This is a genomic window from Streptomyces sp. NPDC054796 (assembly GCF_053611545.1).
This window is the reverse complement of the sequence record NZ_JBSHAO010000017.1, coordinates 1-20442: the sequence shown is the minus strand read 5'-3', so window position 1 is coordinate 20442 and position 20442 is coordinate 1. Positions and strand designations below refer to the sequence as shown.

General features: G+C 70.9%; 22 protein-coding genes. 18 read left to right on the top strand and 4 right to left on the bottom strand.

What is annotated here, in order from left to right; translation table 11 throughout:
* Positions 1-20: 20 nt before the first annotated feature.
* The 9 genes from map (at position 21) to truA (ending at position 6133) form a co-directional block, all read left to right on the top strand.
* Entirely contained in the window at positions 21-857 is an 837-nt protein-coding gene (gene map, locus ACWGJ2_RS16420) for a type I methionyl aminopeptidase (RefSeq protein WP_453346777.1), read from the top strand.
* A gap of 288 nt (positions 858-1145) precedes the next feature.
* Positions 1146-1367, top strand: coding sequence for a translation initiation factor IF-1 (infA, locus tag ACWGJ2_RS16415; protein ID WP_003948620.1), 222 nt, complete (start codon positions 1146-1148; stop codon positions 1365-1367).
* Between the two features lie 78 nt (positions 1368-1445).
* On the top strand, positions 1446-1559 hold the full coding sequence (gene rpmJ, locus ACWGJ2_RS16410) for a 50S ribosomal protein L36 (RefSeq protein ID WP_003956441.1): 114 nt from the start codon (positions 1446-1448) through the stop codon (positions 1557-1559).
* A gap of 213 nt (positions 1560-1772) precedes the next feature.
* The gene (rpsM, locus tag ACWGJ2_RS16405) at positions 1773-2153 is read left to right on the top strand and encodes a 30S ribosomal protein S13 (RefSeq protein ID WP_453346776.1); all 381 of its coding nucleotides are present in this window, start codon (positions 1773-1775) and stop codon (positions 2151-2153) included.
* A gap of 67 nt (positions 2154-2220) precedes the next feature.
* On the top strand, positions 2221-2625 hold the full coding sequence (rpsK, locus tag ACWGJ2_RS16400) for a 30S ribosomal protein S11 (RefSeq protein WP_016473404.1): 405 nt from the start codon (positions 2221-2223) through the stop codon (positions 2623-2625).
* A 27-nt stretch (positions 2626-2652) separates the two neighbouring features.
* Positions 2653-3279: a 30S ribosomal protein S4 gene (gene rpsD / locus ACWGJ2_RS16395; RefSeq protein WP_453346775.1), complete on the top strand. Its 627-nt coding sequence runs from the start codon at positions 2653-2655 to the stop codon at positions 3277-3279.
* Between the two features lie 128 nt (positions 3280-3407).
* Positions 3408-4430 carry a DNA-directed RNA polymerase subunit alpha gene (locus ACWGJ2_RS16390; protein WP_019354927.1) on the top strand — a complete coding sequence of 341 codons (1023 nt, stop codon included), beginning with the start codon at positions 3408-3410 and terminating at the stop codon, positions 4428-4430.
* Between the two features lie 173 nt (positions 4431-4603).
* On the top strand, positions 4604-5134 hold the full coding sequence (gene rplQ / locus ACWGJ2_RS16385) for a 50S ribosomal protein L17 (RefSeq protein WP_453346774.1): 531 nt from the start codon (positions 4604-4606) through the stop codon (positions 5132-5134).
* Positions 5135-5221: 87 nt separating this feature from the next.
* On the top strand, positions 5222-6133 hold the full coding sequence (gene truA, locus ACWGJ2_RS16380) for a tRNA pseudouridine(38-40) synthase TruA (RefSeq protein WP_453346773.1): 912 nt from the start codon (positions 5222-5224) through the stop codon (positions 6131-6133).
* Between the two features lie 49 nt (positions 6134-6182).
* Here the strand turns inward: truA and ACWGJ2_RS16375 are convergent, their stop codons facing one another.
* Positions 6183-7340 carry a hypothetical protein gene (locus ACWGJ2_RS16375; protein WP_453346772.1) on the bottom strand — a complete coding sequence of 386 codons (1158 nt, stop codon included), beginning with the start codon at positions 7338-7340 and terminating at the stop codon, positions 6183-6185.
* Positions 7341-7473: 133 nt separating this feature from the next.
* The gene (locus tag ACWGJ2_RS16370; protein ID WP_453346771.1) at positions 7474-8355 is read right to left on the bottom strand and encodes a hypothetical protein; all 882 of its coding nucleotides are present in this window, start codon (positions 8353-8355) and stop codon (positions 7474-7476) included.
* 55 nt (positions 8356-8410) lie between these two features.
* On the opposite strand from ACWGJ2_RS16370, the gene ACWGJ2_RS16365 reads away from it, so the two are divergent.
* From ACWGJ2_RS16365 to glmM, 4 genes are all read left to right on the top strand, one after another.
* Positions 8411-10036 (top strand): ABC-F family ATP-binding cassette domain-containing protein, encoded by a 1626-nt coding sequence (locus ACWGJ2_RS16365; RefSeq protein ID WP_453346770.1) that lies wholly within the window; start codon positions 8411-8413, stop codon positions 10034-10036.
* Positions 10037-10351: 315 nt separating this feature from the next.
* A complete protein-coding gene (gene rplM, locus ACWGJ2_RS16360) occupies positions 10352-10795 on the top strand; it encodes a 50S ribosomal protein L13 (RefSeq protein WP_453346769.1) in 444 nt (147 codons plus the stop codon).
* Between the two features lie 41 nt (positions 10796-10836).
* Positions 10837-11343, top strand: a complete 507-nt coding sequence (rpsI, locus tag ACWGJ2_RS16355; protein ID WP_453346768.1) for a 30S ribosomal protein S9 — start codon at positions 10837-10839, stop codon at positions 11341-11343.
* 269 nt (positions 11344-11612) lie between these two features.
* The gene (glmM, locus tag ACWGJ2_RS16350; protein WP_453346767.1) at positions 11613-12971 is read left to right on the top strand and encodes a phosphoglucosamine mutase; all 1359 of its coding nucleotides are present in this window, start codon (positions 11613-11615) and stop codon (positions 12969-12971) included.
* A 286-nt stretch (positions 12972-13257) separates the two neighbouring features.
* Here the strand turns inward: glmM and coaA are convergent, their stop codons facing one another.
* Positions 13258-14193 carry a type I pantothenate kinase gene (coaA, locus tag ACWGJ2_RS16345; RefSeq protein ID WP_453346766.1) on the bottom strand — a complete coding sequence of 312 codons (936 nt, stop codon included), beginning with the start codon at positions 14191-14193 and terminating at the stop codon, positions 13258-13260.
* A gap of 112 nt (positions 14194-14305) precedes the next feature.
* Between coaA and ACWGJ2_RS16340 the strand changes: the two genes are divergently transcribed.
* From ACWGJ2_RS16340 to ACWGJ2_RS16325, 4 genes are all read left to right on the top strand, one after another.
* A complete protein-coding gene (locus ACWGJ2_RS16340) occupies positions 14306-14539 on the top strand; it encodes a hypothetical protein (RefSeq protein WP_453346765.1) in 234 nt (77 codons plus the stop codon).
* A gap of 47 nt (positions 14540-14586) precedes the next feature.
* On the top strand, positions 14587-16434 hold the full coding sequence (gene glmS, locus ACWGJ2_RS16335; protein WP_453346764.1) for a glutamine--fructose-6-phosphate transaminase (isomerizing): 1848 nt from the start codon (positions 14587-14589) through the stop codon (positions 16432-16434).
* Positions 16435-16474: 40 nt separating this feature from the next.
* Positions 16475-16843: a holo-ACP synthase gene (locus ACWGJ2_RS16330; protein ID WP_453346763.1), complete on the top strand. Its 369-nt coding sequence runs from the start codon at positions 16475-16477 to the stop codon at positions 16841-16843.
* A gap of 84 nt (positions 16844-16927) precedes the next feature.
* Positions 16928-18433 (top strand): NAD(P)H-hydrate dehydratase, encoded by a 1506-nt coding sequence (locus tag ACWGJ2_RS16325; protein ID WP_453346762.1) that lies wholly within the window; start codon positions 16928-16930, stop codon positions 18431-18433.
* 26 nt (positions 18434-18459) lie between these two features.
* On the opposite strand, the gene ACWGJ2_RS16320 is transcribed toward ACWGJ2_RS16325, so the two are convergent.
* Positions 18460-18960, bottom strand: a complete 501-nt coding sequence (locus ACWGJ2_RS16320; protein ID WP_453346761.1) for a GNAT family N-acetyltransferase — start codon at positions 18958-18960, stop codon at positions 18460-18462.
* Positions 18961-19123: 163 nt separating this feature from the next.
* Here ACWGJ2_RS16320 and ACWGJ2_RS16315 point away from each other — a divergent pair, with 163 nt between their 5' ends.
* Complete coding sequence (locus tag ACWGJ2_RS16315) at positions 19124-20197, top strand: L,D-transpeptidase family protein (protein ID WP_453346760.1); 1074 nt, start codon at positions 19124-19126, stop codon at positions 20195-20197.
* The last annotated feature ends 245 nt before the right edge of the window (positions 20198-20442 follow it).

Genomic DNA, 20442 nt, shown 5'->3' with positions numbered 1-20442 from the left:
TCCAGGAAGGCGTCAGCCGCATGGTGGAGATCAAGACCCCCGAGCAGATCGCGAAGATGCGCGCGGCCGGGCTGGTGGTCGCCGCGATGCACAAGGCGTGTGCCGAGGCCGCCGTGCCGGGCGCGACGACGAAGGACCTGGACGAGGTCGCGGCCAAGGTGCTGGCCGACCACGGTGCCAAGCCGAACTTCCTGGGGTACGGCGGCTTCCCCGGCAACATCTGCACCTCCGTGAACGACGTCGTGGTGCACGGCATCCCGGACCGCGAGACCGTGCTGAAGTCCGGCGATCTGCTCTCCATCGACGCGGGCGCGATCATCGACGGCTGGCACGGCGACGCGGCGCTGACGGTCTTCGTCGGCGAGGGGCACGCGGCCGAGCTGCACGAGCTGAGCAGGGTGACGGAGGAGTCGATGTGGGCGGGCATCGCCGCCGTCCGCAAGGGCAACCGCCTCGTCGACATCTCCAAGGCCATCGAGGGCTACATCCGCCGCCAGCCGCGCCCCGCCTCCGGCAAGTACGGCATCGTCGAGGACTACGGCGGCCACGGCATCGGCTCCCAGATGCACATGGACCCGCACCTGCTGAACTACGTGGACCGCCGCCGTGGCCGCGGGCCCAAGCTGGTGCCCGGGATGTGCCTGGCCATCGAGCCCATGGTGAGCCTCGGCACGGCCAAGACCCACGTCCTCGAGGACGACTGGACGGTCAAGACGAACGACGGCACCTGGTCCAGCCACTGGGAGCACTCCGTCGCGCTGACCGAGGAGGGGCCCGTCGTGCTGACGGCTCCGGACGGCGGCAAGGCGAAGCTGGCGGAGCTGGGCGTGACGGCGGCCCCTGACCCGCTGAGCTGACCCGCTGGGCTGGGCGCCCCCTTCTCGGCCCCGCAGGTGCCGCGAGGGTGTCGTGGGGGCGGCGTGACGCCGCGTGACGGCGGGCCGCGGAATGCGCCGGTCCGGTCACGTCGAGTGATGATTTGGCCGGAATCCGGCCGTTCGACGGTTATTGATCTTGGAGTTCGGGGAGAATCCACGAATTCGTCTTTCCGGGTGGTTGTGGCGTAGACTGGCTCGTCGGTCCAGGTGTATCCGTATGCCCGGACCACCCCAGGTAGCCGATCCCGGAAGGTGAAGCGCTAGAGCATGGCCAAAAAACAAGGGGCCATCGAGATCGAGGGCACCGTCGTCGAGTCTCTCCCGAACGCGATGTTCAAGGTGGAGCTCCAGAACGGGCACCAGGTCCTCGCGCACATCAGCGGCAAGATGCGGATGCACTACATCCGTATCCTTCCCGACGACCGGGTCGTAGTGGAGCTTTCTCCGTACGACCTGACGCGCGGGCGGATCGTCTACCGCTACAAGTAGACCGACAGATCGAGCCGCGGCCTCGCCTCCCATGAGGGTCCCGTGAGGGTGCGGCCTGACCCGGAGAGCCTCAATCCCATGAAGGTCAAGCCGAGCGTCAAGAAGATCTGCGACAAGTGCAAGGTGATCCGCCGCCACGGCCGGGTCATGGTCATCTGCGACAACCTGCGCCACAAGCAGCGCCAGGGCTGAAGCTTCCAGACCCCTTTCCTACGCACTTCGCACTCTTCGCGCGACGCATAGCGAAAAGTACATACGCAGACGCCCGACCCCCCGCCGTGATCGGTTTTCATGTCGGTGGGGACGACACCCCCGGTCGGAGGCCGGGGACCTTGCCCGTACGGCGTGTACGCGCAAGGGACGGTGCTGTGGAAGACCTCCGACGAGCAATCAGGAGCCACATCAATGGCACGCCTCGCAGGCGTCGATCTCCCGCGTGAAAAGCGCGTCGAGGTCGCCCTCACCTACGTCTTCGGCATTGGTCGTACCCGTGCCCAGCAGACCCTGAGTGAGACCGGTATCAACCCGGACACCCGCGTTCGTGACCTGTCCGAGGAGGACATGGTCAAGATCCGCGAGTTCGTGGACAACAACCTCCAGGTCGAGGGTGACCTCCGCCGGGAGATCCAGGCCGACATCCGCCGCAAGGTCGAGATCGGCTGCTACGAGGGTCTGCGCCACCGGCGCGGCCTCCCGGTCCACGGTCAGCGCACGAAGACCAACGCCCGTACCCGCAAGGGTCCGCGTCGCGCAATCGCCGGCAAGAAGAAGCCGGGCAAGAAGTAGTCCACGCCGGACGCTTTTGAAGCGGTCCGCGCAGTAGGACCGACCACCTCCACGGGAGAGTTCATTTATGCCTCCGAAGGGCCGTACGGCGGGCGCCAAGAAGGTGCGCCGCAAGGAAAAGAAGAACGTTGCCCACGGGCACGCTCACATCAAGAGCACGTTCAACAACACCATCGTGTCGATCACTGACCCCACGGGCAACGTGATCTCCTGGGCCTCGGCCGGCCACGTCGGCTTCAAGGGCTCGCGCAAGTCGACGCCGTTCGCGGCGCAGATGGCGGCCGAGAACGCCGCCCGTCGCGCGCAGGAGCACGGCATGCGCAAGGTCGACGTCTTCGTCAAGGGTCCGGGTTCCGGTCGTGAGACCGCGATCCGCTCGCTCCAGGCCACCGGCCTCGAGGTCGGGTCCATCCAGGACGTCACCCCGACCCCGCACAACGGCTGCCGCCCGCCGAAGCGCCGCCGAGTCTGACCCACTGACGTAGGAGACAAGTAGATAATGGCGCGTTACACCGGGGCCGACTGCAAGCGTTGCCGTCGGGAGAAGCAGAAGCTCTTCCTCAAGGGGAGCAAGTGCGAGAGCGCGAAGTGCCCGATCGAGATCCGTCCTTACCCCCCGGGTGAGCACGGTCGCGGGCGCACCAAGGACTCCGAGTACCTTCTCCAGAAGCGTGAGAAGCAGAAGGCCGCTCGTATTTACGGGGTTCTTGAGAAGCAGTTCCGCGGGTATTTCAACGAGGCCAACCGTCAGCAGGGCAAGACTGGTGAGAACCTGCTGCGGATCCTCGAAACCCGTCTGGACAACGTGGTCTACCGGGCCGGCTTCGCCAAGTCCCGCGACCACGCACGTCAGCTGGTCAAGCACGGCCACATCGCCGTGAACGGCCGCAAGACCGACATCCCGTCGGCTCGCGTGTCCGTGAACGACATCATCGAGGTCCGCGCGTCCTCCCGTAACCTGACCCCCTTCCAGGTGGCGGCTGCGGAGGCCGGCGAGAAGACGGTTCCGGCCTGGCTGGAGTCGATTCCGTCGAAGCTGCGGATCCTCGTGCACTCGCTGCCCGAGCGCCCGGTGATCGACACCCAGGTGCAGGAGCAGCTGATCGTCGAGCTCTACTCCAAGTAATCCGGAGCAGATCTCACCCCGGACACGGGCGGAGCCGCGCAAAAGGGTGGTTCCGCCCGTATCCTTGAAAGCACCGTTGTCTGGCTCGGCATCAAATAGCGGGTGCCGAAGACTGGAGTACACCTCTCATGCTGATCGCTCAGCGTCCCTCTCTGACCGAAGAGGTCGTCGACGAGTTCCGCTCCCGGTTCGTGATCGAGCCGCTGGAGCCGGGCTTCGGCTACACCCTCGGCAACTCCCTGCGTCGCACGCTCCTCTCCTCGATCCCCGGCGCTGCTGTCACCAGCATCCGGATCGACGGTGTCCTGCACGAGTTCTCCACCGTGCCGGGCGTCAAGGAGGACGTGACCGACCTCATCCTCAACATCAAGTCCCTCGTCGTCTCCTCGGAGCACGACGAGCCGGTCGTGATGTACCTGCGCAAGCAGGGCCCTGGCCTGGTCACCGCCGCGGACATCGCGCCGCCGGCCGGTGTCGAGGTGCACAACCCTGACCTGGTCCTCGCCACGCTGAACGGCAAGGGCAAGCTGGAGATGGAGCTGACCGTCGAGCGCGGTCGCGGCTACGTCTCGGCCGTGCAGAACAAGCAGGTGGGCCAGGAGATCGGCCGGATCCCGGTCGACTCCATCTACTCGCCGGTGCTCAAGGTCACGTACAAGGTCGAGGCCACCCGTGTCGAGCAGCGCACCGACTTCGACAAGCTGATCGTCGACGTCGAGACCAAGCAGGCCATGCGGCCGCGTGACGCGATGGCGTCGGCCGGTAAGACGCTGGTCGAGCTGTTCGGTCTGGCGCGCGAGCTGAACGTCGACGCCGAGGGCATCGACATGGGCCCGTCGCCGACGGACGCCGCGCTCGCCGCGGATCTGGCGCTGCCGATCGAGGAGCTGGAGCTCACGGTCCGCTCGTACAACTGCCTCAAGCGCGAGGGCATCCACTCCGTGGGCGAGCTGGTGGCCCGCTCGGAGGCGGACCTGCTCGACATCCGCAACTTCGGTGCGAAGTCGATCGACGAGGTCAAGGCGAAGCTCGCCGGAATGGGCCTGGCCCTGAAGGACTCGCCTCCCGGGTTCGACCCGACCGCCGCGGCCGACGCCTTCGGCGCCGACGACGACGCGGACGCCGGTTTTGTGGAGACCGAGCAGTACTGATTCGTCTGCGTGGTTGCCGCCGGTCCGTGAGTGCGGGTCCGTTGTGGCTGGTCGCGCAGTTCCCCGCGCCCCTACCCCGGGGCGCGGGGTCACAGGAACCCGGTACCTGATACGGCCGGGACTGCCGCCGGTACCTCGTACGGCCGGTGCAGGGACAACGAAGGAGAAACATCATGCCGAAGCCCACCAAGGGTGCCCGTCTGGGCGGCAGCGCCGCGCACCAGAAGGCCATGCTGGCGAACCTTGCCACCAACCTTTTCGAGTACGGCCGCATCACCACGACCGAGGCGAAGGCCCGCCGGCTGCGTCCGGTCGCGGAGCGTCTGATCACCAAGGCGAAGAACGGCGACCTGCACAACCGTCGTCAGGTCATGCGCACCATCCTCGACAAGAGCGTCGTGCACACCCTCTTCACCGAGATCGGCCCGCGCTACGAGAACCGCCCGGGTGGCTACACCCGCATCACCAAGATCGGTAACCGCCGTGGCGACAACGCGCCCATGGCCGTCATCGAGCTGGTGGAGGCCATGACCGTGCAGCAGTCCGCTGTGGGTGAGGCCGAGGCCGCAACCAAGCGTTCCGCCAAGGACGCCGCTGGTGACGAGGCCGTGGCGGACCTCAAGAAGGACGAGACCCCGGCCGAGGCCGAGGCCGCTTCCGAGGAGCCCAAGGACGACTCCAAGGAAGAGTCCAAGGACGCCTGAAGCAACGCCTGAAGCGTCTTGTGCGGGCCCGTTTCCCTTCGGGGGAGCGGGCCCGCTCCCTTGTGAGCCTTTGAGAGGATCCGTTGCGTGAGTGACGCGGTAGAGGCGGGGCGTACCCGCGTGCGGCTGGACCTGTCGTACGACGGCAAGGACTTCTCCGGCTGGGCGAGACAGCGGGGTCGGCGCACCGTGCAGGGCGAGCTGGAGGAGGCGCTGCGGGTGGTGCTGCGGCTGCCGGAGGACGAGGCTCCGGAGCTGACGGTCGCGGGGCGCACGGACGCGGGAGTGCACGCGAGGGGGCAGGTGGCGCACGTCGACCTGCCGGAAGCGGTGTGGGCCGAGCACGGGGAGCACCTGCTGCGGAGGCTGGCGGGGCGGCTGCCGATGGACGTGCGGGTGTGGCGGGTCACGGAGGCGCCCGCGCACTTCAACGCCCGCTTCTCGGCGATCTGGCGCCGCTACGCGTACCGGGTGAGCGACCACCCGGGCGGCGTGGACCCGCTGCGGCGCGGACATGTGCTGTGGCACAACTGGCCGCTCGACCTGGACGCCATGAACGCGGCGGCCCGTGAGCTGCTGGGGGAGCACGACTTCGCCGCGTACTGCAAGAAGCGCGAGGGCGCGACGACGATCCGTACCCTGCGCGAGCTGCGCTGGGAGCGGCACGCGGACGGCGTCCTGGAGGCGACGGTGCTCGCCGACGCGTTCTGCCACAACATGGTGCGCTCGCTGGTGGGCGCGATGCTGTTCGTCGGCGACGGTCACAGGCCGCCCGAGTGGCCGGGCAAGGTCCTGGCGGCGGGCGTCCGCGACTCGGCCGTCCACGTGGTGCGTCCGCACGGGCTGACCCTGGAGGAGGTCGGCTATCCGGCGGACGACGAGCTGGCGGCGCGCAATCTGGCGGCGCGGAACAGGCGTACGTTGCCGGAGGCGGGAGGGGGGCCGGAGGCGGGAGCGGGGCCTGGGCCGGGGGCACTCGGTGGGACGGGGTGCTGCTGAGGAGCGGGCCCCGGTCCGTTTCGGTGCTCCGGTCCCTCCCGGCGCTCCTTCAGTACGCCGGAGGGTGCGGCGGGCGGTGCGGGGGCAGGCCCGCTGAGGCGGCGAGGGTGAGGTCGAAGCCCTCGCGGCGGATGCGGCGGTCCACGTAGAGGAGGGTCGCCGCGACGTAGGGGAACGGCACCGTCAGCACCGAGCCGAGCACCAGCAGGACCACCATCATCGCGAACACCGTGATCATGGAGCCGATGTGCGGGTCCTGGCCCGCTGCCGCAGCGGAGAAGATGCCGAGGAAGACCACGGCGTACTGCACCATCTGATCGACGATCGCGACGATGATCGCGATCAGCATGGTGATCCCCAGCACCCGCCACCACGCGCCCTTCACCAGCACGGCGGAGCGGCTCATCGAGGCACCGGCGCCGGTCCCCTCCAGGGCGGCGGCGGAGGGGGCGAGCGCGTAGCGGACGTAGAGGTACGTGCCCGCCACGGCCACGCCCAGGAAGACCAGCACTCCGGCCAGGACGGCGACGACGGTGATCCCGGTCATGCTGCTCTCGCCCGCGCTCGCGATGGTGCCGACGATCATGCCGATGACCGTCCCGTAGCCGACCGCGAGCAGCCCGCAGACGATCAGCGCCCGCAGCAACTGCACGCCGACGACGGACGGCACCCGCGGCCTGGTCTGCCGCCACAGGGCGCCGAGGGTCAGCGGGTGGCCGGTGACCGCGTGCGAGACGGTGACGGCGTGCGCCGCGGTCAGCGCGGACATCACGTAGACGCCGATCGCGATCAGCAGCAGTGCCGCGATCACACCCGCCGAGATGAGGGTCAGGAGCTGGTCGCCGTCGGCCTCGGGGTGGTCGACGTCCCGGAAGACCTCGTCGACCGTCCCCCACACGACGGCCAGCGCTCCCCCGACCACGACGGCACCCGCGACGAGGGCCGCGCCCATGAGGGCGAAGGTGAGGCCGTAGAGCTGCTTCCAGTAGCGGCCGACGGTGCTGAAGACGGCGCCGAGGAGATCGCCGACGCCGAGGGGGTGCAGGGGTATGACGCCGGGCTTGGGTGCGTACGGGGGCGGTGGGCCTGCGCCGTAGGGTCCGGGGCCTCCGGGTCCGTACGCGTAAGGCCCCGGCCCCCCGCCGGGCCACTGACCGTGCTGCCCCTGCGCCCCCGGGCCGCCGCCCCATCCCGCGTCGCCTGCCATGGCTGGTCCCCCCTGTGGTGTGTCCGCCCGCCGCCGTGCCTGTGCGCGTGCCCGCGTGGGTGAGCACGCGGGCACGGGGGAGGGTGGTTGCGTTCGTGGCCCGGTACGGGGCAGGCCGCCCCTGCCTCTCCGGTTACCCCTGTGGCGGGGCCTGGCCGCCCGGGGTCGGGGTCGGGGAGCCCGAGGCCGCCTGTGCCGCCTGGTCCTTGCCGCGCTGGAGGACGCGCGCGTACGCGTAGTCCGAGCCGTCCAGGCCCGCGCGGACCGCCTTCTCGTCGGCATCCGTCGAGGGCTTGCCGTTCGTGCGGCCCGCGATGGTGAAGAAGGCGTAGCGGCCGAGGGAGTTGGCGGTCGTGCGGCAGGTCACCGTGCGGCAGAAGTCCGGGACGCCGCTGCCGGGGAGGGCGACGAGGTTCGGCTCGTAGTCCTTCTTCACCGCGGCCGCGGTCTTCGTGTCGGCGAACACGGCGATGCCGATGGTCACGGCGAGGCCGTCGTTGGTGAACGTCGCGCGGTAGATGGCCGTGCAGTCGTGCTCCTTCAGCACCGGGCCGAGCCCCGAGTGTGCCGAGTCCGTGCAGTCCGTGCTCGCGTCGGTCTTGGCCCGGGTGTACGGGCGGCCGTTGATCGTCACCTTCTCGCCGGGGAAGAGGGTGTCCACGCTCAGCGGCGCCGTGTCGCGCTTCGTGTCCGCGATGAAGTCACCGGGCGGCGGCGGGGGCGGCGGCTCGTCCTTGAAGGTGGGTTCCGGCTGCCCCGGCGTACTGGAGGGGATGTCCTCCGGGGTGGGCAGCGATTCGGAGGGCTTGTCGGACGCGCCGGAGCCCCCGCCCTCGTTGACGACGGCGACCGCGACGATGCCCCCGACCAGCACAGCGGCCAGCGCCGCACCGCCCATCATCAGCCAGCGCTTCCGGCGCCTGCGCCGGTCTTCGCTCTCGTCGGCCAGTGCCGCCCAGTCCGGAGTGGAAGAACCCCCGGGACCCCATCCGGGTCCCCCCTGCCCAAAGCTCATGGGGCGCATCATATTCGCTTGGTTTCGCCACGGGCGTCCCGCCAGAATCACGGTCATGGGACATCTGGAGGCCGCGCATCTCGACTACTACCTGCCGGACGGGCGCGCTCTGCTCGCCGATGTCTCCTTCCGGGTCGGTGAGGGCGCCTCCGTCGCCCTCGTGGGGCCGAACGGCGCGGGCAAGACGACGCTGGTCCGCCTGATCGCGGGCGAGCTGCGCCCCGACGCGGGCACCGTCACGATGAGCGGCGGGCTCGGGGTGATGCCGCAGTTCGTCGGCTCCGTACGGGACGGGCGCACGGTGCGCGATCTGCTGGTCTCCGTCGCACAGCCCAGGATCCGGGCGGCGGCCGAGGCCGTGGACGCGGCCGAGCTGCGCGTCATGGAGGCCGACAGCGACGACGAGGCGGCCCAGCTCCAGTACGCGCAGGCCCTCGCCGACTGGGCCGAGGCGCAGGGCTACGAGGCGGAGACGCTCTGGGACATGTGCACCATGGCCGCGCTCGGCATCCCGTACGAGCGGGCCCAGTGGCGCCAGGTGAACACCCTCTCCGGGGGCGAGCAGAAACGGCTCGTCCTGGAGTCGCTGCTGCGCGGCAACGACGAGGTGCTGCTGCTCGACGAGCCGGACAACTATCTCGACGTCCCCGGCAAGCGCTGGCTGGAGGAGCGGCTGCGCGCCACCCGTAAGACGGTCCTGTTCATCTCGCACGACAGGGAGCTGCTGGACCGCGCAGCGGACAAGATCGTCAGCGTCGAGCCGAGCCCCGCGGGGAGCGACGTGTGGGTGCACGGCGGCGGCTTCGCCACCTACCACGAGGCACGCCAGGAGCGCTTCGCGCGCTTCGAGGAGCTGCGGCGGCGCTGGGACGAGAAGCGGGCCCAGCTGAAGAAGCTGGTGCTGGACATGCAGCAGTACGCGTCGCGCAGTGACGAGATGGCCTCGCGCTACCAGGCGGCGAAGACGCGGCTGCGCAAGTTCGAGGAGGCCGGACCGCCGCCCGAGCCGCCGCGCAAGCAGCGGCTGACGATGCGGCTGCGCGGCGGACGCACCGGCGTACGGGCCGTGACCTGCGAGAACCTGGAGCTGACGGGCCTGATGCGGCCCTTCGGGCTGGAGGTCTTCTACGGGGAGCGGGTCGCCGTGCTCGGCTCCAACGGCTCGGGCAAGTCCCACTTCCTCCGGCTCCTCGCGGGGGAGCCCGTCGCGCACACGGGGAGCTGGAAGCTGGGCGCGCGCGTGGTGCCCGGCTACTTCGCGCAGACCCACGCGCACCCCGAGCTGGAGGGGCGCACCCTGCTGGACATTCTGTGGACCGAGCACGCCCGCGACCGCGGCGCGGCGATGTCGGCGCTGCGGCGCTACGAGCTGACGGGTCAGGCCGAGCAGCGGTTCGAGCGGCTGTCGGGAGGACAGCAGGCCAGGTTCCAGATCCTGCTGCTGGAGCTGGCCGGGACGACGGCGCTGCTGCTGGACGAGCCGACGGACAACCTGGACCTGGAGTCGGCCGAGGCGCTCCAGGAGGGGCTTGAGGCGTACGAGGGCACGGTGATCGCGGTCACGCACGACCGCTGGTTCGCCCGCTCCTTCGACCGCTTCCTCGTCTTCGGCGCCGACGGGCGGCTGCGCGAGGTGCCGGAGCCGGTGTGGGAGGAGGGGCGGGTGGCGCGGGCGCGGTAGGCCCCGCGTGTGGCGGGTCCCGGCGGTTCCGGACGGGTAGGCGCTGGCCAGGGGTGCAGTGGACACGTGTTTTGACCCGTACGGGGGCGCGCCGGTATTCTGCGAGTTCGTTGTGTGTATTGGCTTGCTCATTCTCACGTGAGAGGGCCCTTACACCGGCCCACCGGTCGAGCACCAGTGATCAGCACATGCGGCTTGCGTCACCGTAGTGCGGACAAGACTGTTGTGATCGCCAGGTGGCCTTGTCAGGACCCGTCCCCACGGCCCTCACGGGCTTGGGGAGACCCACTCACTGAAGAAGCGAAGGCTACGACCGTGCGTACGTACAGCCCCAAGCCCGGCGACGTCCAGCGCCAGTGGCACATCATCGACGCGCAGGACGTCGTCCTGGGCCGTCTGGCCTCTCAGGCCGCCACCCTTCTCCGGGGCAAGCACAAGCCGGTGTACGCGCCCCACGTCGACACCGGTGACTTCGTCATCATCATCAACGCCGACAAGGTGCACCTGTCCGGCAACAAGCGGACCCAGAAGATGGCCTACCGCCACTCCGGCTACCCGGGTGGTCTGCGGTCGGTCCGCTATGACGAGCTGCTGGAGAAGAACCCCGAGAAGGCCGTCGAGAAGGCCATCAAGGGCATGATCCCCAAGAACACCCTGGGCCGTCAGATGCTCTCCAAGCTCAAGGTCTACGCGGGCCCCGAGCACCCGCACGGCGCCCAGCAGCCGGTGCCGTTCGAGATCACTCAGGTCGCGCAGTAAGTCCGGCCACCCCCTAAGACGAAGAGAAGCTGAGGAGAATCGTGGCCGAGACCACCGCTGAGACCCCCGTCGAGGGCGTCGAGGAGTACACCACCGAGACCCCGGACGGCGCCCTGGAGGAGTACACCTCCGAGTCGATGGCGTCCCGTTTCGGTGACCCGCAGCCGGCCGCCGGCACCGGGCGCCGCAAGAACGCCATCGCCCGCGTCCGGATCATCCCGGGCACCGGCAAGTGGAAGATCAACGGTCGCACCCTTGAGGGCTACTTCCCCAACAAGGTGCACCAGCAGGAAGTCAACGAGCCCTTCAAGGTGCTCGAGCTGGACGACCGCTACGACGTCGTCGCCCGCATCGCCGGCGGCGGCATCTCGGGCCAGGCGGGCGCGCTGCGCCTGGGCGTGGCCCGTGCGCTGAACGAGGCGGACGTGGACAACAACCGCGGCCCGCTCAAGAAGGCCGGCTTCCTGACCCGTGACGCTCGCGCCGTCGAGCGCAAGAAGGCCGGTCTCAAGAAGGCCCGTAAGGGCACGCAGTACAGCAAGCGCTGACCCTGCGCCTGCTGGACCGCTTCCGCGCGCCCGGGTTCGCGCCCGGACGCCCGTAGCGTCGACGCCCCGGCGGCACGAAAAGTGCCGCCGGGGCGTTCCCTTTGGGGGGCTCTCCGGGCCCTCTTCGGGGGCGCGCGGGGTCCGGTACGGGGACGTACGGCGTGCCGCCGTTCACGCGGCCGTCGCACGGGGACCACGGGGCGTATACCTGGAAAGGCCGGACGGGCGGGAGGCCCTCCGGCCAAGTTCTAACTCTCGGAGGAACGACGGTGGGACGACTCTTCGGTACGGACGGCGTACGCGGTGTCGCCAATGAGGGACTGACGGCCGAGATGGCCCTCGGACTCTCGGTCGCGGCGGCCCATGTGCTGGCCGAGGCGGGCTCCTTCGACGATCACAGGCCGGTGGCCGTGGTCGGACGGGACCCGCGCGCCTCCGGAGAGTTCCTGGAGGCCGCCGTCGTGGCGGGCCTCGCCAGCGCGGGCGTCGACGTGCTGCGGGTCGGGGTGCTGCCCACCCCCGCCGTCGCCTATCTGACCGGCTCGCTCGGCGCCGATCTGGGCGTCATGCTCTCCGCGAGCCACAACCCCATGCCGGACAACGGCATCAAGTTCTTCGCGCGCGGCGGGCACAAGCTCGCCGACGAGCTGGAGGACCGCATCGAGACGCTGTACCACGAGCACGAGTCGGGCCGGTCCTGGGACCGGCCGACCGGCGCGGGCGTGGGCCGGGTCAGGGACTACGACGAGGGTTTCGACAACTACGTCGCCCACCTCGTCGGCGTCCTGCCGAACCGGCTGGACGGTCTGAAGGTCGTCATCGACGGCGCGCACGGCGCGGCGGCGCGGGTCTCGCCCGAGGCGTTCGCGCGCGCGGGCGCGGAAGTGATCACCATCGGGACCGACCCCGACGGGCTCAACATCAACGAGGAGTGCGGCTCGACGCACCTCGACGGGCTGCGCGCGGCGGTGGTGGAGCACGGCGCGGATCTGGGCGTCGCGCACGACGGTGACGCGGACCGCTGCCTCGCGGTGGCCGCGGGCGGCGAGGAGATCGACGGGGACCAGATCCTCGCCGTCCTCGCCCTGGCCATGAAGGAGGCCGGGCGGCTGCGGCACGACACGGTGGTGGCCACGGTCATGTCCAACCTCGGCTTCAAGCTGGCGATGCGGCGCGAGGAGATCGGGCTGACGCAGACCGCCGTCGGTGACCGCTATGTGCTGGAGGAGATGAAGCGCGGGGGGTACTCGCTCGGGGGCGAGCAGTCCGGGCACGTCATCGTGCTCGACCACGCGACGACCGGTGACGGCACGCTGACGGGGCTCATGCTGGCGGCGCGGGTCGCCGTCACGGGGACGCCGCTGCTGGAGCTGGCCGGGGTCATGGAGCGGTTGCCGCAGGTGCTCGTGAACGTGCGGGACGTGGACAAGTCGCGGGTGGGGACGTCCGCAGAGGTGGCCGCGGCGGTGGCCGAGGTGGAGCGCGAGCTGGGGGAGACGGGGCGGGTGCTGTTGCGGTCGTCCGGGACGGAGCCGTTGGTGCGGGTCATGGTGGAGGCGGCGGACAGCGAACAGGCCCGCTCCGCCGCGGCGCGGCTCGCGGACGTGGTGAAGAGCGCGCTGGGGTAGCGGGCGCTGTGCTTTGCGGTTCGCCGTTTGCCCGGTGCGGCTCTGTGGGGGTGCGCCGTGGTGCGGTGCTGTGTGGGTGGGGTCGGTGCCGCGCCGGGGTGTCTCCTCGGGCGGCGACAAGTGCGGGTCTCGTTGCTGGCTTTCCGCCGTCACTCGTCGCCACCACTTGCGGGGACACCCCACCGCGTCCCCTCCTGGCCGGAGAGCGACCATCGGCCGGTTCCAAGTGCTGTGGGCAGGCGCGCCCCCCCCCGGCCGTGCCTCCTGACGAGGCAGGGAGCTGGGGCTACAGCTTGCGCAGGCTGAGGCGTTCGACCTTGTGGTCCGGGGACTTGTGGAGTTGGAGCGTGGCCCGGCCGCGGGTGGGGGCGATGTTCTGTTCCAGGTTGGGGCGGTTGATCGTGCGCCACGTGTTGCGGGCGTAGTCCAGCGCCTCTTCCTCGGACACCCCCGTGTACTTGTGGAAGTACGAGCGCGGGTCCTGGAACGCCGTCTGGCGGAGCTTGCGGAAGCGGCTGAGGTACCAGCGCTCGATGTCGTCCGTACGGGCGTCCACGTAGACGGAGAAGTCGAAGCAGTCCGAGACGGCCATGCGCGTGCGGCCGTCCTTGCCGGGGAGGGCGGGCTGGAGGACGTTGAGGCCCTCGACGATCAGGATGTCGGGGCGGTGCACCGTCAGACGTTCGCCGGGGACGATGTCGTACGTCAGGTGGGAGTAGACCGGGGCCGAGACCCCCTCTTTGCCGGACTTGACGTCCGCGACGAAGCGGGTCAGCGCGCGTCTGTCGTAGGACTCGGGGAAGCCCTTGCGCGACATCAGCCCGCGCTGCTCCAGTTCGGCCTTGGGCAGCAGGAAGCCGTCCGTCGTGACCAGCTCGACGCGGGGGTGTTCCGGCCAGCGGGCGAGGAGCGCCTGGAGGAGCCGGGAGACCGTGGACTTGCCGACGGCCACGCTGCCCGCGACACCGATGACGAACGGGGTGCCGCGCTGTGCGCCGCCGAGGAACGTGTTGAGCGCGTCGCGCAGGCCGTGGGTGGCGCCCACGTAGAGGTTGAGGAGCCGGGAGAGCGGCAGGTAGATGTCCCGTACCTCGTCGAGGTCGATGACGTCGCCGAGCCCGCGCAGCCGCTCGACCTCGTCGGCGGTGAGCGGGAGCGGTGTGCGTTCCCGGAGCGCGCTCCACTGGGCGCGCGTGAGATCCACGTAGGGCTTCGTTGACACGCGGCCATTCTGCGCCGCCGGCCTGCGGCGTTCACGTCGGGGGTGGCGCGTAGCGTGAATGCGGGGTGCCTGGATGGTGTACGCCAGATGGGTTTACCGCTACCTTCCCGTCATGTCCGACCGCATGAGCCGCTTGAGCCGCAAGTACCGCGTCCGAAGACGCCGTTCACTTCCGTTACCCGATGTCGCGGGCGAGCTGGCCGTCGATCTTCCTGACGAGGATCTGGCGGAGGATCTCGACGAGGCGCTGGACCTGTATGTGCTGGGCAGCAAGCCGAGGTGCGAGGAAGCGGAGTATCTGGAGCTGGTGGAGGAGGCCATTGAGCGGATCGCCTGGGGCGACTGACACGCGGTTGACCGTCGTGGCGGAGGGTGCGGCGTAGGCTTCCCCGCATGTGCGGAATCGTGGGTTACGTAGGAGGGCAGGCGGCCCTCGATGTGGTCTTCGCCGGTTTGCAGCGGCTGGAGTACCGGGGCTACGACTCGTCGGGTGTCGCCGTCCTCGCCGACGGCGGTCTCGCCGCGGCGAAGAAGGAGGGGAAGCTCGCCAACCTCCACAAGGAGCTGGCGGAGCGCCCGCTGCCCACGGGTACCACGGGCATCGGGCACACCCGCTGGGCCACCCACGGCGCCCCGAACGACGTCAACGCGCACCCGCACCTGGACAACTCGGGCCGGGTCGCCGTCGTGCACAACGGCATCATCGAGAACTTCGCCGGGCTGCGGGCCGAGCTGACCGACCGAGGGCACGAGCTGGTGTCGGAGACCGACACCGAGGTCGTCGCGCATCTGCTCGCCGAGGCGTTCTCCTCGTGCGGCGATCTGGCCGAGGCCATGCGCCAGGTGTGCGGGCTGCTGGAGGGCGCGTTCACGCTGGTCGCGGTGCACGCCGACGAGCCGGACGTGGTGGTCGGGGCCCGCCGCAACTCGCCGCTGGTCGTCGGGGTGGGGGAGGGCGAGGCGTTCCTCGCCTCCGACGTCGCCGCGTTCATCGAGCACACCCGCGAGGCGATCGAGCTGGGCCAGGACCAGGTCGTGGAGCTGCGCAGGGACGGGGTGACCGTCACAGGGTTCGACGGCGCACCGGCCCAGGTGCGCACGTACCACGTGGACTGGGACGCCTCGGCCGCCGAGAAGGGCGGCTACGACTACTTCATGCTCAAGGAGATCGCCGAGCAGCCCAAGGCCGTCGCCGACACCCTGCTGGGCCGGATCGACGCGTCCGGCTCGCTGACGCTGGACGAGGTGCGCATCCCCGTCTCGGTGCTGCGGGAGGTCGACAAGGTGGTGATAGTGGCCTGCGGCACGGCCTACCACGCGGGCATGATCGCCAAGTACGCGATCGAGCACTGGACGCGCGTCCCCTGCGAGACGGAGCTGGCCAGCGAGTTCCGCTACCGCGACCCGATCCTGGACTCCAGGACGCTGGTGATCGCGGTCAGCCAGTCGGGCGAGACGATGGACACCCTGATGGCGCTGCGCCACGCGCGGGAGCAGGGCGCGAAGGTGCTGGCCATCTGCAACACGAACGGTTCGACGATTCCCCGCGAGTCGGACGCCGTCCTCTACACGCACGCGGGCCCCGAGGTCGCCGTCGCGTCGACGAAGGCGTTCCTGACGCAGCTCGTCGCCTGCTATCTGGTGGCGCTGTACCTCGGGCAGGTGCGGGGCACGAAGTGGGGCGACGAGATCGGCACCGTCATCGAGGAGCTGTCCGAGATCGGGAACGAGGTCGAGGAGGTCCTCGGCACGATGGAGCCGGTCCGTGAGCTGGCCCGTTCCCTCGCGGACAAGAACACGGTGCTGTTCCTCGGGCGGCACGTGGGCTATCCGGTGGCGCTGGAGGGCGCGCTGAAGCTGAAGGAACTCGCGTACATGCACGCCGAGGGCTTCGCGGCGGGGGAGCTGAAGCACGGGCCGATCGCGCTGATCGAGAAGGACGTGCCGGTCGTCGTGGTCGTCCCGTCGCCGCGCGGCAGGTCCGTGCTGCACGACAAGATCGTCTCCAATATCCAGGAGATCAGGGCGCGCGGCGCCCGCACGATCGTGATCGCGGAGCGCGGTGACGAGACGGTGCACCCGTACGCGGACCACCTCATCGAGATTCCGCGCACCCCGACGCTGCTCCAGCCGCTGGTGGCGACGGTGCCGTTGCAGGTCTTCGCGTGCGAGCTGGCGACGGCGCGCGGCAACGAGGTGGACCAGCCCCGCAACCTGGCCAAGTCCGTCACAGTGGAGTGAGTGAGTTCGAGGGGGAGCAAGTGAACCTGAGGGGGAGCGCGTGATCGTGGGGGTGGGGATCGACGTCGCGGGCATCGACCGCTTCGCCGAGGCGATGGAGCGCACGCCGTCGCTGGGCGAGCGGCTGTTCGTCGACGCCGAGCTGTGGCTGCCCAGCGGGGAGCGGCGCGGCACGGCCTCGCTGGCGGCCCGCTTCGCGGCGAAGGAGGCGCTGGCCAAGGCGCTGGGCGCGCCGAAGGGGCTGCGCTGGACGGACGCGGAGGTGGTGACGGCCGACTCGGGCCGGCCGTCCCTCGTCGTGCGCGGCACGGTCGCGGACCGTGCGGCGGAGCTGGGGGTGCGTGGCTGGCATGTGTCCCTGTCGCACGACGCGGGGGTCGCCTCGGCCGTCGTGATCGCCGAGGGGTAGCGCGGGCCGCCGGGTCGCCGGGCCGCCGGACCGGGCCCGGCGCTTCCCCGGGAAGGCTCGTGCCGCGTCCGCCAGACTGGGGGCATGAGGACTGCGTACAGCGTGGAGACCGTACGGGCCGCCGAGCGGGAACTGATGGGACTGCTGCCCGAAGGGGAGCTGATGCGGCGCGCCGCCTCCGGACTGGCCGCCGCGTGCGCCGGGATGCTGCGGCGCGTCTACGGGGCCCGCGTCGTGCTGCTCGTCGGCAGCGGTGACAACGGGGGCGACGCCCTCTACGCCGGGGCCAGGATCGCCCGGCGCGGGGCCGGGGTGACGGCGGTGCTGCTCTCGCCCGAGCGCGCGCACGAGGGCGGCCTCGCCGCGCTGCGCGCCGCCGGTGGCCGCACCGTGGTGGCGCCGGGCGCGGTGGTCGAGGGCGAGATGATCCCGGTGGGGCCCGTGCTCGCGCGCGCCGACCTCGTCGTGGACGGCATCGTGGGCATCGGCGGCAAGGGCGGGCTGCGCCCCGTCGCCGTCGAGCTGATGGACCTGGTGCGCGAGGCAGGGGTGCCGGTCGTCTCCGTCGATCTGCCCAGCGGCGTGGACGCGGACACGGGCGAGGTGCGCGGCGCTGCCGTACGGGCCGACGCGACGGTGACCTTCGGCGCGTACAAGCCGGGGCTGCTCATCGACCCGGCGCGGGAGTACGCGGGCGCGCTGCGGCTCGTCGACATCGGGCTCGGCCCGCATCTGCCGCACGGGGCGGCAGCGGGTGGTGCGGAGGCCGAGGCGTTGCAGCACGCCGACGTGGACGCGCTGCTGCCCCGCCCGGCCGCCGAGAGCGACAAGTACCGGCGGGGCGTGGTCGGCGTCGTCGCCGGGTCCGCGCGCTATCCGGGCGCGGCCGTGCTCGCCGTCGCCGGCGCGCTGCGCGGGGGCGCGGGCGCCGTGCGCTACGTGGGACCCGCCGCCGACGCCGTGCTCGCGCGCTTCCCCGAGACGCTGGTCTCGCCGGGCCCGCCCGCCAAGGCGGGGCGGGTGCAGGCGTGGGTCGTCGGGCCAGGGCTCGGCGACGGCAAGGAGGCCGAGGAGCACCTGCGCGAGGTGCTCGCCTCCGACGTGCCCGTCCTCGTCGACGCGGACGGACTGCGGCTGACGGACCGCGCCGCCCTGCGCGCACGCACGGCCCCCACCCTGCTCACCCCGCACGCCGGGGAGGCCGCCGCGCTGCTCGGGCGGCAGCGCGAGGAGGTCGAGTCGGGGCGCCTCGCGGCCGTACGGGAACTGGCCGGGGCGACGGGCGCGACGGTGCTGCTCAAGGGCTCGACGACGCTGATCGCCGACCCGGACGGGGACAGCGGCGACGGGACCGGGGTACCGGTGCGGGTGAATCCGACGGGGACGGGGTGGCTGGCCACGGCCGGGACCGGCGACGTGCTCTCGGGCCTCGTGGGGGCGCTGCTCGCGGGCGGGCTGGCCGCGCGCGACGCGGGCTCGGCCGGTGCCTACCTCCATGGCCTCGCGGGCCGCTTCGCCCCGCAGCCGCCCGGCGCGAGCGAGGTGGCGGGGGCGCTGACAGCCGCGTGGCGGGACGTCACGGAGGGCTGAGGCCGAGGCCGAGGGGGCGGGCCCGGTCAGGCGAGCCGCTTCTCGAACCAGTGGTCCGCGTACTTGCCGTGGTGGTACGGCGGGATCTCCACATAGCCGTGGCGCCCGTACAGCCGTCGCGCCTCGACGAGATCGGTGCGGGTGTCCAGGCGCATCGTCGTCGCGCCCAGGTCCAGCGCCGCGTGCTCGGCCGCGCCGATCAGCGCCGAGCCGAGCCCGCAGCCACGCGCGGCCGGGGTCACCCAGACCCGCTTCAGCTCGGCGGTCTTCGCGCTGAGCAGCCGCACGCCGACGCAGCCCAGCACGGCACCCGGCGCGGTACGGGTGGCGTCCGCCTCCCTGGCGAGGAGGAACGTGCCGTGCGGCGGGGCCAGGTCGTCGCTGGGACTCTCGGCGAGCGTGGTGTCGATCTCCTCGCGGGTGGCGGGGCGCGCGTAGTAGCGGCCGGCGATGTCGTCGATGTACGCGCGCAGTACGGCCTCGGCCTCGGCTGTGTCCACGGAAGCCGGTGCGATGTTCCAGGTCATGCGCTCATTGAGGAGAGCGGGGCACGGGCGCGCAAGCGGATTTCCCCCAGGCCCTGTGTGCCGGGTGCGTCCGCTGGTCCCACCGGGCGAATTGCGCGGGCGCGTGGGTGGACTCGGGCGGGAGAAGGAGGGCGCTCGGGGTGCTTAGGTGCATCCGTAGAGCGTGTCTTCATATAAGCAGTCTCCGCGGTGCCGCCTCGGTGCGGCCCTCCTCGCCGCCGCGACGCTCGTGCCTCTCGCCCTCGGGAGCACGGGCACGGCCGACGCGGCGGGCGTGCCGAGCGCCGTCGGCCCACCCGCCTCCGCTTCCTCCTCCGCCTCCGACCCCGCACCCGTGCCCGAGGACAAGCTCGTCCCCGGCCTCCCCGTCCCCGCCGAGCGCCCCATCGACAGGGACACCCCCGACCAGGCTCTCCCGCCCTCGCGCCAGAGGGAGAGCGGCGGCAAGCATCCGGCGCGGACACCGGGTGCCGAGCAGGGCTTGCAGGGCAAGCACATCGAGTACGTGCCGCCCGGCGAGAACGTGCGGCGCCTCCCCGTCGACCAGCGTAAGGACGCCCGCGTCGAGCCCGGGCCCGCCGCCTCCCCGGACCCGACGGACCCGACGGAGCCCAAGGACCCGAAGGACCCGTCGGACCCGGACGAGCGGGAGAAGTGCAGCACCAGTACGGGCCCGTACCAGAAGCAGGTCGAGCGGTATCTGGGGCTCAAGGCCGACGGCAAGCAGTCGCCCGCTGACTGCCTGGCGATCCAGAAGTACCAGCGCACCCACGACATCAGCCCCGCCAACGGCTTCGCCGGTCCTGTGACGTACCGGTTGCTGATGCTGGACTGGGCCCGCAGGAACTACGGCAAGCTGAAGGGCTGCCCCGTGCGGGCCGGGCGGGTCGTGTGCGTGGACCTGACCCGGCAGATCATGTGGGTGCGCAAGGGCAGCAAGATGATCTACGAGCCGGTACTGATCCGCTCCGGGCGCAAGGGGTACCGGACGCGGACGGGATGGTTCCGGATCTACTGGCGGGACCGGGACCACCGGTCGTCGATCTACGGCTCGCCCATGCCGTTCAGCCAGTTCTTCAGCGGAGGGCAGGCGCTGCACGGCATCTACAAGAGCATCTTCAGCCCCGGCGGCTCGTACGGCTGCGTCAACCTCCAGTACGGCGACGCGGAACGCGCCTGGAAGGTGCTCCGCAAGAACGACCGCGTCTACGTGTGGGGGCGCAAACCCGGCACGTAGCCCTTCGCGGGCCGCGGAAGGAAACGAGGGGCTGCCCCTTCACCGTGGTGTGCCCCTTCACGGGGTGCGGGGTGAAGGCCACACGGGGTGCCTGTTTCTTGTAGGGGTGCGCCTTGGCTGGTGCCTCTTGGGGGTTCGTTCGCGTGTTGCGGGCCGGTGGCACGGGTTGTGCCCACCCGTCCCGCCTTGCGGGACGTTTGCCCACAACATTTGGGTGCCGTCGCCCTGCGGTACGGGGCCGGGTG

Bases quoted from the DNA above. Each gene is read 5' to 3' on its own strand.
- map (WP_453346777.1), top strand. From the start codon at position 21: ATGGTGGAGATCAAGACCCCCGAGCAGATCGCGAAGATGCGCGCGGCC.
- infA (WP_003948620.1), top strand. From the start codon at position 1,146: ATGGCCAAAAAACAAGGGGCCATCGAGATCGAGGGCACCGTCGTCGAG.
- rpmJ (WP_003956441.1), top strand. From the start codon at position 1,446: ATGAAGGTCAAGCCGAGCGTCAAGAAGATCTGCGACAAGTGCAAGGTG.
- rpsM (WP_453346776.1), top strand. From the start codon at position 1,773: ATGGCACGCCTCGCAGGCGTCGATCTCCCGCGTGAAAAGCGCGTCGAG.
- rpsK (WP_016473404.1), top strand. From the start codon at position 2,221: ATGCCTCCGAAGGGCCGTACGGCGGGCGCCAAGAAGGTGCGCCGCAAG.
- rpsD (WP_453346775.1), top strand. From the start codon at position 2,653: ATGGCGCGTTACACCGGGGCCGACTGCAAGCGTTGCCGTCGGGAGAAG.
- ACWGJ2_RS16390 (WP_019354927.1), top strand. From the start codon at position 3,408: ATGCTGATCGCTCAGCGTCCCTCTCTGACCGAAGAGGTCGTCGACGAG.
- rplQ (WP_453346774.1), top strand. From the start codon at position 4,604: ATGCCGAAGCCCACCAAGGGTGCCCGTCTGGGCGGCAGCGCCGCGCAC.
- ACWGJ2_RS16375 (WP_453346772.1), bottom strand. From the start codon at position 7,340: ATGGCAGGCGACGCGGGATGGGGCGGCGGCCCGGGGGCGCAGGGGCAG.
- ACWGJ2_RS16370 (WP_453346771.1), bottom strand. From the start codon at position 8,355: ATGAGCTTTGGGCAGGGGGGACCCGGATGGGGTCCCGGGGGTTCTTCC.
- ACWGJ2_RS16365 (WP_453346770.1), top strand. From the start codon at position 8,411: ATGGGACATCTGGAGGCCGCGCATCTCGACTACTACCTGCCGGACGGG.
- ACWGJ2_RS16340 (WP_453346765.1), top strand. From the start codon at position 14,306: ATGTCCGACCGCATGAGCCGCTTGAGCCGCAAGTACCGCGTCCGAAGA.
- glmS (WP_453346764.1), top strand. From the start codon at position 14,587: ATGTGCGGAATCGTGGGTTACGTAGGAGGGCAGGCGGCCCTCGATGTG.
- ACWGJ2_RS16325 (WP_453346762.1), top strand. From the start codon at position 16,928: ATGAGGACTGCGTACAGCGTGGAGACCGTACGGGCCGCCGAGCGGGAA.
- ACWGJ2_RS16320 (WP_453346761.1), bottom strand. From the start codon at position 18,960: ATGACCTGGAACATCGCACCGGCTTCCGTGGACACAGCCGAGGCCGAG.